Origin of the sequence: Pseudomonas sp. EZ-C24 (genome assembly GCF_014525325.1) — a bacterium.
GTDB lineage: Bacteria > Pseudomonadota > Gammaproteobacteria > Pseudomonadales > Pseudomonadaceae > Aquipseudomonas > Aquipseudomonas shirazensis.
In genome coordinates this window covers 139,190-153,417 of record NZ_JACDIU010000014.1, presented here as the reverse complement: position 1 = coordinate 153,417, position 14,228 = coordinate 139,190, and the positions used below count along the sequence as shown (strand labels likewise).

The 14,228-nt window shown below is 61.5% G+C and carries 15 protein-coding genes; 10 read left to right on the top strand and 5 right to left on the bottom strand.

All coding sequences use genetic code 11. The features are described from left to right. Positions 1 to 2: 2 nt before the first annotated feature. Positions 3 to 938 (bottom strand): 5'-nucleotidase, encoded by a 936-nt coding sequence (locus IDM28_RS09810; protein ID WP_181107210.1) that lies wholly within the window; start codon positions 936 to 938, stop codon positions 3 to 5. After that, positions 928 to 1,134, bottom strand: coding sequence for a hypothetical protein (locus IDM28_RS09805; RefSeq protein WP_188035816.1), 207 nt, complete (start codon positions 1,132 to 1,134; stop codon positions 928 to 930). The genes IDM28_RS09810 and IDM28_RS09805 overlap by 11 nt, the downstream gene beginning before the upstream one ends. A 43-nt stretch (positions 1,135 to 1,177) precedes the next feature. Between IDM28_RS09805 and IDM28_RS09800 the strand changes: the two genes are divergently transcribed. The 3 genes from IDM28_RS09800 to IDM28_RS09790 are packed head-to-tail and all read left to right on the top strand — an operon-like array spanning position 1,178 to position 3,357. Beyond that, positions 1,178 to 1,801 carry a histidine phosphatase family protein gene (locus IDM28_RS09800; RefSeq protein WP_188036355.1) on the top strand — a complete coding sequence of 208 codons (624 nt, stop codon included), beginning with the start codon at positions 1,178 to 1,180 and terminating at the stop codon, positions 1,799 to 1,801. Positions 1,802 to 1,804: 3 nt separating this feature from the next. Further along, a complete protein-coding gene (locus tag IDM28_RS09795) occupies positions 1,805 to 2,686 on the top strand; it encodes a phosphatase PAP2 family protein (RefSeq protein ID WP_188035815.1) in 882 nt (293 codons plus the stop codon). Beyond that, positions 2,683 to 3,357, top strand: a complete 675-nt coding sequence (locus tag IDM28_RS09790) for a response regulator transcription factor (RefSeq protein WP_101318893.1) — start codon at positions 2,683 to 2,685, stop codon at positions 3,355 to 3,357. Before IDM28_RS09795 ends, IDM28_RS09790 begins: the two co-directional genes overlap by 4 nt. Before the next feature lie 78 nt (positions 3,358 to 3,435). Here IDM28_RS09790 and IDM28_RS09785 read toward each other — a convergent pair whose 3' ends face one another. Beyond that, a complete protein-coding gene (locus IDM28_RS09785) occupies positions 3,436 to 4,317 on the bottom strand; it encodes a LysR family transcriptional regulator (protein ID WP_150571906.1) in 882 nt (293 codons plus the stop codon). Between the two features lie 139 nt (positions 4,318 to 4,456). On the opposite strand from IDM28_RS09785, the gene argC reads away from it, so the two are divergent. After that, positions 4,457 to 5,398 (top strand): N-acetyl-gamma-glutamyl-phosphate reductase, encoded by a 942-nt coding sequence (gene argC, locus IDM28_RS09780; protein ID WP_188035814.1) that lies wholly within the window; start codon positions 4,457 to 4,459, stop codon positions 5,396 to 5,398. 78 nt (positions 5,399 to 5,476) lie between these two features. Beyond that, positions 5,477 to 6,163: a GNAT family N-acetyltransferase gene (locus IDM28_RS09775; protein ID WP_188035813.1), complete on the top strand. Its 687-nt coding sequence runs from the start codon at positions 5,477 to 5,479 to the stop codon at positions 6,161 to 6,163. Between the two features lie 9 nt (positions 6,164 to 6,172). Here the strand turns inward: IDM28_RS09775 and IDM28_RS09770 are convergent, their stop codons facing one another. Beyond that, on the bottom strand, positions 6,173 to 6,715 hold the full coding sequence (locus IDM28_RS09770; protein ID WP_188035812.1) for an RrF2 family transcriptional regulator: 543 nt from the start codon (positions 6,713 to 6,715) through the stop codon (positions 6,173 to 6,175). Positions 6,716 to 6,912: 197 nt separating this feature from the next. On the opposite strand from IDM28_RS09770, the gene IDM28_RS09765 reads away from it, so the two are divergent. Continuing rightward, positions 6,913 to 8,115, top strand: coding sequence for an NAD(P)/FAD-dependent oxidoreductase (locus IDM28_RS09765; protein ID WP_150569438.1), 1,203 nt, complete (start codon positions 6,913 to 6,915; stop codon positions 8,113 to 8,115). 233 nt (positions 8,116 to 8,348) lie between these two features. Continuing rightward, positions 8,349 to 9,974 carry a methyl-accepting chemotaxis protein gene (locus IDM28_RS09760; RefSeq protein ID WP_150571901.1) on the top strand — a complete coding sequence of 542 codons (1,626 nt, stop codon included), beginning with the start codon at positions 8,349 to 8,351 and terminating at the stop codon, positions 9,972 to 9,974. Positions 9,975 to 10,010: 36 nt separating this feature from the next. Here IDM28_RS09760 and IDM28_RS09755 read toward each other — a convergent pair whose 3' ends face one another. Beyond that, positions 10,011 to 11,414: a purine-cytosine permease family protein gene (locus tag IDM28_RS09755; RefSeq protein ID WP_101318879.1), complete on the bottom strand. Its 1,404-nt coding sequence runs from the start codon at positions 11,412 to 11,414 to the stop codon at positions 10,011 to 10,013. A gap of 317 nt (positions 11,415 to 11,731) precedes the next feature. Here IDM28_RS09755 and IDM28_RS09750 point away from each other — a divergent pair, with 317 nt between their 5' ends. From IDM28_RS09750 to IDM28_RS09740, 3 genes are all read left to right on the top strand, one after another. Next, positions 11,732 to 12,217 carry a flavin reductase family protein gene (locus IDM28_RS09750; protein ID WP_188035811.1) on the top strand — a complete coding sequence of 162 codons (486 nt, stop codon included), beginning with the start codon at positions 11,732 to 11,734 and terminating at the stop codon, positions 12,215 to 12,217. A 96-nt stretch (positions 12,218 to 12,313) separates the two neighbouring features. Further along, positions 12,314 to 13,357: an LLM class flavin-dependent oxidoreductase gene (locus IDM28_RS09745; RefSeq protein WP_181107220.1), complete on the top strand. Its 1,044-nt coding sequence runs from the start codon at positions 12,314 to 12,316 to the stop codon at positions 13,355 to 13,357. Positions 13,358 to 13,581: 224 nt separating this feature from the next. Continuing rightward, the gene (locus IDM28_RS09740; protein ID WP_188035810.1) at positions 13,582 to 14,172 is read left to right on the top strand and encodes an amino acid synthesis family protein; all 591 of its coding nucleotides are present in this window, start codon (positions 13,582 to 13,584) and stop codon (positions 14,170 to 14,172) included. Positions 14,173 to 14,228: the final 56 nt, after the last annotated feature.

The following is a 14,228-nucleotide window of genomic DNA, read 5'->3' as shown; positions in this document are numbered from 1 at the left end:
GTTCACAGCGGCTGGTTGGTAATGCCGAACGGTACGTGCACTGACGGCGCAACAGTGCGCGTACTGTTTAGGTGGCCAGACTGGTCATCGAAGAAGATATGCGGCTTGAGCACCTGCAGCACCCGGCGCTTCTCGATACCGCCAAGAAAGAACGCGTCGTTGGCCATCACCCCCCAGCTCTTCAGGGTATTCAGCGCGCGTTCATGGGAAGGCGCATTGCGTGCGGTGACAATCGATACGCGCAGGCGGTTCTCGTAACCGGGATGCGCCAGCTTGTAACGCTCTTCGGCGGCCTGGATGCTGGCAATGCGTACAAAGAACTCCTTCAACGGCCCGGGGTTGTGCGGCTGGGTCACGTTGCTGACCTCATGGGCATGAAAACCGGTCAGGCCATCGCGCTGCATCACCGTCTCCGATTCGTCCCCTGCCAGCACCCCATCGAAGTCGAACGCAATGCGCAGGCCATCATCGTCCTCGTCATCGTCGAACTGTGAATCGAGCACCTGCCCGGCCGGGTAACCTGCCTTGATCGCCGCATCAACGTGGGCCTTGTCGGCCGACAAGAACAGGGCGATGTTCAGCGCAGGGATGTACTCATAAGGCGAGCGCCCCTGCATGAAGATCGCCCGGGTCATGTTCAGGCCGTAGTGCTCGATGGTCTTCATCACGCGCAGGCCGGTATCCGGATCGTTCTGTGACAGCAAGACCACCTCGACCAGCGGATCCTGCGGGTCATCACACAGGTCATTGAGCGCCAGCAAGCGCTTGATGAACGGGTAGGCAATCCCCCGCGCCAGCGGCGCGTGCAGGTGCTGCTGCTGATATTCGCGGTACTGCGCCTCGCCTTCGCGGCGAAACACCGCGTCTGATTCACTCAGGTCAAACACCGCGCTCGATGCCACGCCGATGACCAGGCGATCGTCCACTTCATAAGCCATTGCCGATCTTTGCCCCTTCTACGCCCAGTGAAAGCCTGACGGTGGCGTTGCCCACGCTGCTTTGCAAGAGATTTCGGCAGCGCCGCCAGTTGAAGGTATTTTTCACATTTGCTTCACCCGACCCCAACAGCCCGACACCTAAATTGCCACCATTGAAAACGTCGGGAGCATCGAACGTGCAACAAGCGGTCTTCAAGCAGTACTCCAGTTCAGCCGGTTTGACCCGGCGCCTGCCGCGCATGGCCTCGGTCGTCGGCGTTGTCGCAGCCACTGCCTTGGCCTTCGGTGCGCTCGGTTGGTTTGCGCTGAGCAACCACGTGCCGACTATCAGCAGCGAGCAGCAGATGCGCAGCAGCGGGTTGTCTGCGGCCTGGGCCGAGGGCTCGGTGCTGGTCCTTATCCGCCATGCCGAGCGCTGTGACCGCTCCAGCAAAGTCTGCTTGAACGACCCAACAGGTATCACGGTGGCCGGCAGCCAGGCAGCTGGCCGCGTCGGTGAAGGCCTGCAGAGGCTGGGCCTGGCCAACACCGCATTGCTCAGCAGCACGGAGCTGCGCACGCGGCAAACGGCGCAGTTCATCTTCGACAAGCCGCTCGCCACGCAGCAGTGGCTCAATGACTGTGATGGCCACTTCGCCGATGTGGCGCTGAGCCACAAGCAGCCGGGCCAGAATCTGGCCCTCGTAACCCACAGTGGCTGCATCGATCAACTCGAGCGGCAACTGCATGTGCCTGGCGGGCAGCGTTCCAGTGCCTATGCCAGCGCGCTGTTCGTGGCTGTCGACGGCCACGGCAAACCCCACATTCTCGGCCAGACCAACGCCGAGCAATGGCCCAGGTTGATTGCCAAGAGAGGTAGTTGAGCCATGCAGCCGTCACCGCGCACCCGTTTCTATCTGATCAATCTGGGCCTGCCACTGTTGCTGGCGGCGCTGGTCTTTGTGCTGTTCGACCTGACCAGCCTCGATCAGTCGATCAGCAACCTGTTACTTGATCCGGTCAGCGGGCAGTTCCCGTTGCTGCACGATCAATGGTTCGAGAAGGTCAGCCACAAGTGGCCGCGCATTCTTCCGGACTGGACCGGCGAGGCGGCGATTGTCGGCTTGCTGCTGTCGTTCATCTGGCCACGCCTCACGGCCAACCCCAAGCGCCTGCTGGACGCCATCGGCGCGGCGCCGCTGCTGCGCTTTACCCGCGACCACCGGCAGGACTTGCTGTTCGTGGTCGTCGCATTCGCACTGAGCACGACGGTCATCCACTACCTCAAGAGTCACACCGGGGTGTATTGCCCGGTAGAAACTACGCTTTACGGTGGTACGCACCTGCGGCAGGAGTGGTTCAGCAACTTCAACTGGACCGAGAAGACTGCCGGCGGCCGCTGCTGGCCCGGGGGCCACGCCTCAAGCGGCTTCACCCTGCTGGCGCTGTACTTTGTCGCGCTGCGCCATCAATGGCGCCACGCACGGCTGCTGTTGGTGGGGATTGTCTTGCTAGGTTTGGTCTATGGCACCACCCGGGTACTGCAAGGCTGGCACTTCATGTCACATACGTTCTGGGCCGGGATCTTTGTCTGGTTGACGACCTGGCTGACGGCCCTGTTCTGCTATGGCCGGCCAGCCTTGCAGGGCTTGCCCGCACTGACTCCGACGCCGAGGCTTGCACGTTTGCCCGCTTTGAGCGGTTGGCATAAGACTTCAAGAGTTATCGACACGCGGTTGATGCGCTTCAAACACAAGGGACAGCAATGAGAATTCTGGTTATCGAGGACCACCGCGATATTCACGACAATCTGGTCGAGTTTCTCCAGCTCAGGGGCCACGAGGTCACCGGCGCGCTGGACGGCCTGACCGGCCTGCATCTGGCGGCGTCGAACAACTTTGACGCCATCATCCTCGACATCATGTTGCCAGGCATCGACGGCAATCAGATCTGCCACAGCCTGCGCGAGCATTCGCGCTCGCAGGTGGCGATTGTCATGCTCAGCGCACGCGATGAGCTGAGCGATCGCCTGACCGGGTTCAAGGTCGGTGCCGACGATTACATCGTCAAGCCGTTCGCCATGTCCGAAGTGCTGGCCAGGGTGCAGTCAGTGGTCGCTCGGCGCCAGCAGCGCGCCAGTCGCAAGCTGGTAGTAGCCGACCTGCAGTTCGACCTCGACACCCTCGAGGTGACCCGAGCCGGCACGGTGCTAAAGCTCAAGCCAACCAGCCGCAAACTGCTCGAGGTGCTCATGCAAAAGAGCCCCAACCTGGTCCGTCGCAGCGAGCTCGAAGAAACCATCTGGGGACGTGACGCACCGCAGGGCGACAACCTGCGCAGCAACATCCATATCCTGCGCAGCATCATCGACAAACAGTTCGACAGCCCGTTACTGCACACGGTGCATGGGCTGGGGTATCAGCTGTGCGAGAAGTACTGAAAGGGCCGCCCGCAGCATACGCACTCTGTAGGAGCGGCCTTGCCGGGGCGCTCCCACAGACACCATGTGCGCTTCGAATCACTGCCGCAACCCTTGCAACGCCGCCAGCACATAGCCGGTGGCGCGCTCCATCTCACCAACCCTGCAAGCAATCCCCAGTTGCCGCCACAACCCCGGCCGCAGCGGCCGCCGACTCACTCGCGGATCCAGCGCCGCCACCTCGCCCTCCTGCGGCAACAGCGTCGCACCATACCCAGCACCGACCAGGCTCTTGATCGCATCATTGAAATTCAGCTCGATGCGCGGTTCAGGAAACAACCCCGCTGCCCCAAACCACTGCGCAATCACTCGCGACAACTGAGTACTGCTGTCGTTGAGAATCAACGCCCGCTGAGCCAGCCACGCCGGCGTCACCCGCGCAGGCGGGCGCCATTCACTGGGCACATAGGCCATGATCGGATCCCGCCGCCAAGGCGTAATCTGCACGCCTTTGCCAGCCACCTGCGGCAGTGCCACCAGAGCAATATCCAACCGCCCCTCGCGCAGACCCGCCAACGAAGCCTGCGAAGTCAACACCTGCACCTGCACATCAATCCCCGGATGCTCGACCCGCAGCATCTCCAGCGCCTGCGGCAACAGATGGGCGATGGCGCCAGTCGACGCGCCCAGCCGCACCCGCCCAGTCAAGCCCTGCACCTGTCGACGCACCTCCTCCAGTGCCAGTTCGGCGTCTGCCAGCAGCTTTCGCGACCGCACCAGCAGCGTCTCGCCGATGGCCGTCGGGCGCACCTGGCCGCGGGTCCGGCTGAGCAGCGGCGCCCCTACCCGCGCCTCCAACTCGGCGACGTGCAGGCTGATGGTCGGCGGCGCCAGGTTGAGCTGGCGGGCAGCTTCAGCGAACGAGCCAAGGTCTGCAATCACCACCAGAGTGCGCAAACGGTCGAGGCTGATCTCACGCATGGGCTGGATGCAAATGGACTGACACGGAAGCGCTCCCTGATTCAGGATTTCTGAACGTGACCATCATGAAATGCAAATTTCCATTCGTCCAGTCGTGAGCGAGCATAGGCCATCTTCCTTATTACACGGACATCACCCCATGCGTACTCCTCTGGTCTTTATCGACGGCGACCAAGGCACCACCGGCCTGCAGATCCACGCCCGCCTGCACGGGCGCAACGATTTGCGCCTACTGACCCTGGCCGAAGCCGAGCGCAAGGATCCACAGCGCCGCGCAGAGGCGATCAACAGCGCCGATATCGCCCTGCTGTGCCTGCCGGATGCCGCCGCGATCGAAGCGGTAGCGGCGATCAGCAACCCTGCGGTGCGGGTCATCGACGCCAGCTCCGCCCACCGCACTGCACCAGGTTGGGTGTATGGCTTGCCGGAACTGGATGCGCAGCAGCCTGAGCGCATCGCCCAGGCCAAGCGGGTGAGCAACCCTGGCTGCTACCCAACCGGGGCCATTGCCCTGTTGCGGCCACTGATCGAGGCCGGGCTGCTGCCCACCGACTATCCACTGACAGTACATGCGATCTCAGGCTACTCCGGCGGCGGCCGGGCCGCGGTCGAGCGGCATGAACATCCACGCGCAGAACGCTTGCCTACGCTGCAGCTGTACGGCCTTGATCTGGCCCACAAGCATGTCCCGGAAATACAGCAGCATGCCGGCCTCAGCGCGCGGCCAGTATTTCTCCCAGGCTATGGCGATTACCGCCAGGGCATCGTGCTGAGCATCCCGCTGCAATTGCGGCTGTTGCCTGCTGGGGTGAATGCCGAGCATCTGCAAGCCTGCCTGCAGGAGCATTATCAAAACGCCCGTCACGTCCAGTTGATGCCACTGCACCAGCACGGGCCAGCCGCAGCACTGGACCCAGAGGCGCTCAACGACAGCAATGATCTGCGCCTGGCGCTGTTCGCCAACCCGGAGCACGGCCAGGTTGTGCTCACTGCGGTATTCGACAACCTGGGCAAAGGCGCCTCGGGCGCGGCGGTACAAAACCTTGACCTGATGCTGGCGGCGTTCGCCGAGCACAGCTGAACCGGCAAAACCGGGTAGACTGTCACCCCGCGTTGCCGTTGATGCGGGGTGTTTTTGCCAGCCGGAGCTTTGCCTGCAATGTTCATTCTCAGCCGCCTCGACAGCGTGCCGCCCGAATCCTTCCAGAACCAGATCCGCCAGTTGGTGATCGACCATGTCGGCGAGCTGAGTAGTGTCGCCATCAGCAGTGACAACCCGCTCTACCCGCTCTATCAATACGGTGTCGGCCTTGAGGTGCACCAGTACCTGCAAGCCATGGACGGCACACGTGGGCTGGCCGTGCAGTTGTTGCTCGCGCTGGATGCCGACGCGCCTGATCAACTACTGGGTTTCGCGCTCACTCTGCCCGCTCAGGACGACCCGCAGGCCTGCTCGCTGGCGTTCATGGTGGTGCTGCCCAGCCACCGTCGCCAGGGCATCGCTCGCGCACTGCTGGCTGACCTGCAGTCACGCTACACCTGTGTCGAACTGAATGCCTTCGCAGGGCTGGTGCCCTGGTTTGAAGAGATGGGCATGCAGGTGGTCGCGGCACGTGGCCCGCAAGTGCTGATGAGCAGCACAGGCCACGCCAGCGGCGCGCTGGTCGGCACTCTGGATATCGCCCCGATCTATGAAACGCTGGAAGTGCGCCAGATCCATGCCTACCTGCTCAAGCAGCAAGGCGAAGACGCCATGATAGACGCCGAACAGCGCCGCGATGAGCATCTTGACGAACTGGCGCTACAGGCCCAGGCCTGCGTCAGGCAGCGCCAAGCGGTGCATTGACCGCCCCACTCAAACCTCGGTCAAAGGGATGTCGCCGGCGCTGCCCTTGCCCTCACGGCGATCGCTCATCCAGTCGTTGAGCTGTTCGCCAAACTGCGCCGGCGCCTTGCGCCCGAAGCGCTGCCCCAGATCAAGGATGCTCTGCTGGGCCAGGGTCTCTTCCATGCGTTTCTGCGCGCTGATCATCACCGCGTGGATTGCGCAGGTGCCCTCGGTCGCCCAGCTCGGCGCCGAGCCCTCGAACAGCACACAGCGCTCGCGGATTTCGCGGCAATCGAAAATCTTCTTCGCCCCGTCAATTGCAGTGGCGATGTCCAACACGCTGATCTCGGCCGCCGGCCGCGCCAGGCGAAACCCGCCGCGCACGCCTTCGGTGGCCGCCACCAGGCCGGCGCGAGCCAGTTTGGTAAAGACCTTGGCCAGGTATTCCTGAGGCACCCCCTGCAGCTCGGCCAGATCACGCACGCTGGCTTCGCGGCTCTCATCCTGCTCATCGAGCAACAGCAGCAGGCAATGGATGCCGTATTCAACCCCGGCGCTGTAAAGCGACATATCAATCTCCGACTGGATTAGTCGCAAATGGTACGCCTGTGGCCGCCTGTAGGCAAAGACCTGCTGGTTCGACGCTGATCGCAATCAACAAAACGCTTGTGATTTATAACTACGACCAATAGAGTCGTAGTTATTCGAGCGACAACAGGATTGTGCTCGATGGTGTCTCGTCCCTCTCAATCACCCGGAGCAATCCCATGAAAACCGACATCCTGATCATCGGCGCAGGCTTCGCTGGCGTGTGGAGCGCACTCAGCGCTGCGCGCTTGCTCGACCAGGCGCAACGCGGCGAGTTGAGCATCAGCGTTCTCGCCCCTCAGCCGCAGATGCGCATCCGCCCACGCCTTTACGAGGCCCAGGCACATACCCTGCAGGCGCCTCTGACCGCCTTGTTCGATGCGGTTGGGGTGAAGTTCATCGAGGGTCACGCCCGGGAGATCGACCCGGATGGACGCCAGGTCAGCTATGAAGACGGCGCTGGCAACAACCAACGGATCAGCTATCGACGCCTGATCCTCGCCGCCGGCAGCCAGGTGGCGCGCCCGAACATTGCCGGCCTGGCCGAGCACACCTTTGATGTCGACCAACTGGAATCGGCCGTGCGCCTTGAACAGCATCTGCACGCGCTCGCCGCGCTGCCGGGATCCCCTGCGCGCAACACCGTGGTGGTGTGCGGCGGCGGTTTCACCGGCATCGAAACGGCAACCGAAATGCCCGAGCGTTTGCGTGCAATGCTCGGCGCCGAGACCCGCTTGCGCGTAGTGGTGGTCGACCGCGGCGCACAGATCGGCGCGGCACTAGGCGCCGGGATCACTCCCTCAATCGTCGCCGCCTGCAAACAAGCCGGCGTGGAATGGTTGCCCGGAACCTCGGTGGTGGCAGTCGACAGTGGCGGCGTCACGCTGGACAACGGCGACTACATCGCCAGCAAGACAGTGATCTGGACCGTCGGCGTGCAGGCCAGCCCATTGACGGCACAAATACCCGGCGAGCGCGACGGCCAGGGTCGGCTGCGGGTAGACGAGCATCTCAAGGTCAAAGGTCAGGAACACATCTATGCCACCGGCGACGTTGCCTGGGCGGCCGTCGATGACCTCGGCAACCATGCCCTGATGACCTGCCAGCACGCCATCCCTATGGGCCGCCATGCGGGCAACAACGCCGCAGCAGATCTGCTCGCGCTAACGCCCGTGGTCTATCGCCAGCCCAAATATGTCACCTGCCTCGACCTCGGCGCGTGGGGCGCGACCTTCAGCGAAGGTTGGGAGCGCGAGCTGAAACTGCAAGGTGAGGAAGGCAAGGCAGTCAAACGGCAAATCAACACGCAATGGATCTACCCGCCAGCCGCAGACAGGGCCACGGCGCTGGCTGCCGCCGACCCCGCGATTGCTATCGTCTGAGCGCAATAAAGCTGACAGTTTCGTCAGAAAATGACGGAACTGTCGTAAGTTGCAGTTACATTGAATGAGTGGTCAATAATAGTGGCACTGTGGCATCATCGAAAAAAACAATCAGCACGATTGAGGAACAACCTCACCCTTTCGCAGCGCATCGAGAGCCCGGCGCCTACCAGGTGACGCGGCTTCGCCGAACCAGCTCTTGACGCCTGCCAGCCATCGTCAAGGAGCTTCCCATGCAATTACGGAATATGAAGATCGGCACTCGCGCCGCCAGTGTGTTTACCCTGCTGGGCGTGCTGGTACTGGTCATGGGCTTACTCTCACTGTACGAAACCCGCCAGATGGACCGCTCCACCGATGAGATCCGCGATACCTGGATCCCGGCCATGGTTGCCTTGAGCGACGTCGGCACCAATCTGGGCCGCGCCCGCGCCATTACCCTGCGCACCGCACTGGAAACACAGGCAAGTGCCCGCCAAAGCAGCATGGCCCTGGTCGACAGCATCAACCAGCAACTGGCCAGCGGTATCAAGGCCTATGAAGCAACCATCGTCGCTGCTGATGATCGCGCCCTGTTCAATACCTTCGCCGCCGCCGAGCGCCAGTATCTGGATCAGCAGAAGCAGGTACTCGGCTTGATAGTGGCTGGCAAGGCTGACGAGGCCAATGCGTTATTGACTGGCGCCATGGCGCAGTCCGCCGATGTGATGATGAAAGCCCTGGGCGCTCTGCTCGTTTACAACAGCAATGGCGCCGAGGCGGCCTCCCAGCGCAGCAGCGACGTGGCCGATGAGGCGTTTTCGGTGATCGTCGTGTCGCTGTTGATCATCCTCGGTGCACTGGTGGCCATCGCGATTCTGCTCACCCGCAGCATCGTCGTGCCCTTGGCTGATGCCGTCGCAGTGGCAGAACGCGTCGCCACCAACGATCTGACCCAGGATATCCGTGTACAAGGCCAGGACGAGCCAGCCCTGCTGCTCGCTGCCCTGGCGCGGATGCAGAGCAGCCTGCGCGACACCCTGCGCAAGATCTCTGCCTCATCCGACCAATTGGCCTCGGCCTCCGAAGAGCTGCACAGCGTGACCGAAGACACCAGCCGCGGCCTGCATCAGCAAAGTGCCGAAATTGACCAGGCAGCCACTGCGGTCAACCAGATGACTGCCGCCGTCGAAGAAGTCGCGAACAACGCCGTGACCACTGCCGATGCATCCAAAGGCGCCGACCAGAGCACCCGTGACGGTCGCGATCAGGTCAATCAGGCACTCAGCTCGATCCAGCATCTGGTCAACGACGTCAGCGGCACTTCAACTGAAATCGAACAACTGGCCACCAGTGCCAACGAAATAAGCCGCGTGCTGGACGTGATCGGCGCCATCGCCGGGCAGACCAACCTGCTGGCCCTCAATGCGGCAATCGAAGCCGCCCGCGCTGGCGAAGCTGGCCGCGGTTTTGCCGTGGTCGCCGACGAGGTGCGCGCCCTCGCCCACCGCACTCAGGAGTCCACCGCTGAAATCGAACAGATGATTGCCGGTATCCAGAACGGCACCGAACGCGCCGTGACAGCCATGCACAGCAGCCGCAGCCGCGCCAACGGCACCTTGGAAGTGGCCCAGTCAGCCGGCGAAGCGTTGGAGGTAATTGCTGAAGCGATTGCCTCGATCAACCAGCGCAACCTGGTCATCGCCAGCGCCTCCGAAGAACAGGCGCAGGTGGCGCGAGAGGTGGACCGCAACCTGGTCAACATCCGCGATCTGTCGATGCAGACCTCGGCGGGCGCCAACCAGACCAGCGCTGCGGCGCAGGATCTGTCGCGCCTGGCAGTGGACCTGAACGGGATGGTGGCGCAGTTCAAGCTTTGACAGTACAAGGGGCTGCCGGGCAGCCCCTGCTGTCTATCAGGGGTTGATGCGTAGCGGCTTGCCAGCCCGCTGGGTCTGGCCACGTGTGGCCAGGCAGTAATACAGCGGGCAGGTCACCAACAAGCCAAACAACCACGACAAATCTGCGCCCTCGACCAGATTCGAGTACGGCCCGACATACAGCGCAGTATTGGCAAACGGCAGCTGCACCAGGATGCCGCAGGCGTAGGCAATGATCGCGTGGTGGTTGAAGCGCCCATAGATGCCGCCATCGGCGCTGAAGATCGAGGCGATGTCGTACACGCCTTTCTTGATCAGGTAGAAATCGATGAGGTTGATCGACGCCCACGGCACCAGCACCAGCAGCAGTGCCAGGATCAACCCGATGAACTGGCCGATGAAGTCAGCCGACGCGTTCAGCGCAACCATCCCACAACCGAGCAGAATCACTGCAGCGAGGATCACCCGCACCTTGATGCTGGGAGTCCACTGCGCCGCGAAGGTCTGAATCGCGGTCACGATCGACAGCACCGCGCCGTACAGATTGAGGGCGTTGTGGCTGATGATATTGAGCAGGAACAGCACCATCAGGATCGGCCCCAACCAGCCAGTGGCTTGTTCCACCGCCGCCATGGCATCAGTGCCTTCCGGCACGCACAGCACCGCAATCGCGCCAAAACTGAAGCACAGGATGGTACCCAGGGTGGCACCGAAATAGGTCGCCCAGAACGGCTTGGCGATGCCGATTTCGCGCGGCAGATAGCGCGAGTAATCAGAGGTGTAGGGCGAGAAGCTGATCTGCCAGATGGTGCCCAGCGACACAGTGGCGATGAAGCCCGACAAGTTGAAGCTGCCGCGGCTGAAGAAGTCGGCGGGCAGGTCCTGGACGAACATCATGATGAAACCGGCCAGCAGCGCCGAACCCATGACCCAGGTGCCGATGCGGTTGAGGCTATGAATGAAGCGGTAGCCGATCACGCCGATCGCCGTGGCGCTGAGAGCGCCGATCACGATTGCCGTCGGCATCGGTACGCTGGGGGCAATGCCATGGATCGATTTGCCGGCCAGCACGATGTTGGAGATGAAGAAGCCAACATAGATAAGCGCGGTGAAGAACACGATCAGCAGAGCGCCATAGCGGCCGAACTGGCCACGGCTCTGGACCATTTGCGGAATGCCCAATTGCGGCCCCTGCGCCGAGGCCAGGGCAATCACCACCCCGCCGAGCAAGTGCCCTAGAGCGATGGCGATCAACCCCCACAGCAGATTCAGATGAAACACCTGAACCACCATGGCGCCGGTGACGATGGGCAGTGGCGCGATGTTGGTGCTGAACCAGAGGGTGAACAGGTCGCGCGCCTTCCCGTGGCGCTCTGCAGGTGGCACGTAATCGACCGTGTGATTCTCGACAAACTGGTGCTGCGACGACGATTGGGACATAGGAATTCAGCTCGAAAGGGTCGTTTTTATCGTTGTAGGAAACCGCTCATGGCGGCCTCTCAGCTGCGGACCATATTATGGTATTCCAAACTTTTGACAACACTGCGCCGCCCTAAAAATCAGTAACTGATCCGGTTCAGCAACTTTCTAAGCCAATCTAAATTGACGGCAAGACCGCGTATTCAAAGGGTTGGCGCCTTTCATCGTGTTTTTTCCAGATGCGTAATTAGCGCTTGCAAAACGAGTATTACGGTATACCATCAGACACATCAACGATAAAAAGCGGACCACCGCTCCCCTGCGAAGAGGATCACTTCATGATCGACGCAACCGTCTACAAGAACGTCCTGGGTTCCTTCCCGTCCGGCGTTACCGTCATCACCACCCTGGATGACGACGGCCAGATCGTCGGCCTTACCGCCAGCGCATTTTCCTCGCTGTCGATGGACCCGCCGCTGGTGCTGTTCTGCCCTAATTACAGCTCCGACTCCTACCCTGTCCTGATCGCCAAAAAGCGCTTTGCCATTCACCTGCTCTCCGGCGAGCAGCAGGCCGAGGCTTACGCCTTCGCGAAAAAGGGCAAGGACAAGGCCGCTGGCATCGAGTGGACCTTGAGCGAGCTGGGCAATCCCCTGCTGGCCAACGCCACCGCAATCATCGAGTGCGAACTGTGGCGTGAATATGAAGGTGGCGACCACGCCATCATGGTCGGCAAGGTGCAGAACCTGATCGTGTCTGAGCAAGCGCCACAGCCGATGATCTACTGCCGCGGCAAGATGGCCAGCCTGCCTGCCTTCGCCTGAGCACTGCCTATTCTGTCTACGGATGCCAGGCGCGTCCGTTGTGATCACTGACGCCTGCCCTGCCAGGCGCGACATTCAAGCGTTGAGGAATGCCCCATGAAATTTTCGTTGTTCGTGCACATGGAACGTTGGGATGAACAGGTCAGCCACCGCCAGTTGTTTGAAGACCTCACCGAACTGACCCTGATGGCCGAGGACGGCGGTTTCAGCACCGTGTGGATCGGCGAACACCACGCCATGGAATACACCATCTCGCCCAGCCCGATGCCGCTGCTGGCCTACCTGGCCGCACGCACCGAGAAGATTCGCCTGGGCGCCGGCACCATCATCGCGCCGTTTTGGAACCCGATCCGGGTAGCCGGCGAATGCGCCCTGCTCGACGTGATCAGCAACGGGCGAATGGAAGTGGGCCTGGCGCGCGGCGCCTACCAATTCGAATTCGACCGCATGGCCAATGGCATGCCCGCCACTGAAGGCGGCAAGGCTCTGCGTGAGATGGTCCCGGCGGTCCGCGAATTGTGGAAAGGCGATTACGCCTTCGAAGGCGAAGTGTACAAATTCCCTACTTCGACCAGCGTACCCAAGCCAGTCCAAAGCGGCATGCCGCCGATGTGGATTGCCGCACGTGACCCAGACTCGCACAACTTTGCCGTGAAGAACGGCTGCAACGTGATGGTCACCCCGTTGATGAAGGGTGACGAAGAAGTGCTCGACCTGAAAAACAAATTCCAGGCCGCGCTGGACAACAACCCAGAGGTACCGCGCCCGCAACTGATGGTGCTGCGCCACACCCACGTGCACAGCGCTGCCGAGCCAGATGGCTGGAAGGTCGGCGCCAAGGCGATTGCGCGCTTCTACCGCACCTTCGATGCCTGGTTCGGCAACAAGACCGTTCCGGTCAATGGCTTCCTCGAGCCGAGCCCGGAGTCGAAGTTTGCCGAAGTGCCCGCCTTCGAGCTGGACAACATTCGCAAGAACACCATGATCGGCACGCCTGAAGAAATCATTGCGCGGATCAAGTACTACCAGGAGCTCGGCGTCGACGAGTTCAGCTTCTGGTGTGACAACAGCTTGCCGCATGCCGAAAAGAAGAAGTCGCTGGAGCTGTTCATCAAGGAAGTCGTGCCGGCTTTCAACTGAATTCCCATTACCTGAATTCATTGCGGGAACAGCCCGCTCCTGCGGGCTTGATCGCCTGCGAGAGCGGGCATTTTTTTGCCGATCATCTACCCCCCGCACCTGCATCACTGGATTGCCCGGCCTTTCGTCTTATCGCCGGAGAAATTTCAATCAAGCTATTGCAGAACAAATATTATGGTATACCATCAGACAACAAGACCAGATACCTTTGACAGGAGCCACCCATGAGTTTCGAAATCCGCAAGATCGTCACCTACTCCGAAGAAACCCGCATCGAAGGCGGCAAGGCCACCGACAAACCGGTGACCATGGTCGGCCTGGCTGTGGTGATCAAGAACCCATGGGCGGGTCGCGATTTCGTTGATGATCTGAAACCGGAAATCCGTGCCAATTGCTCCGACCTCGGCGCGTTGATGGTCGAGCGTCTGATTGCTGCCATCGGCGGCGCGGACAAGATCGAGGCCTACGGCAAAGCGGCGGTCGTCGGTGCTGATGGCGAGATCGAACACGCTTCGGCGGTGATCCACACCCTGCGCTTTGGCAACCATTACCGCGAAGCGGTGCAAGCCAAGAGCTACCTGAGTTTCACCAACAAGCGTGGCGGCCCAGGCACCTCGATCCAGATCCCGATGATGCAGAAGGATGACGAAGGCCTGCGTTCGCACTACATCACCCTGGAAATGCAGATCGAAGATGCACCACGTGCCGACGAGATCGTGGTGGTACTGGGCGCCGCTGACGGCGGCCGCCTGCACCCGCGCATCGGCAACCGCTACATCGACCTCGAAGAACTGGCAGCCGAAAAAGCTCAATAACAATTAGATCAACGGGCCGGGGCGTGCGCACAGCGCCACGCCTCACGCTCAAGGAG